1 pseudogene is annotated in these 322 nt (G+C 64.3%); it reads left to right on the top strand.

Annotation, left to right across the window (positions count from 1 at the left end):
• A pseudogene (locus ACLZOT_RS51165) lies at window positions 1–322 on the top strand (site-specific integrase); the annotation flags it as partial.

Raw genomic sequence — 322 nt, 5'->3', positions numbered from 1 at the left:
GAGGAACGAGTCATCCTGGTCAGCCCGGAGCTCGCCGATGTGCTCAGTGCGATCATCGCCCGCATCCGCGACCCACGCACCGGTGCCGTCCCCTACGTCTCCAGCTATGACATGGCCGAGAAGACCTGGAATCCCCAGATGCCACTGCTTTTCCAGTGGTGCCGCAGCGGCGAGAGCTCCCGCCTCTCCCCGAAGCTCCTGCGCCAAGCACTCCAAGAGGTGCTGGCCTCCACGAATCTGACCGACTCAGCCGGACAGCCCTTGGACTTCTCGCCCCATGACTTTCGGCGGATCTTCATCACCGATGCCATCCGCAGCGGCC

Origin of the sequence: Streptomyces sp. 4F14 (assembly GCF_048159485.1) — a bacterium.
Taxonomy (GTDB): Bacteria; Actinomycetota; Actinomycetes; order Streptomycetales; family Streptomycetaceae; genus Streptomyces.
This window is presented reverse-complemented; position numbering and strand designations above follow the sequence as displayed.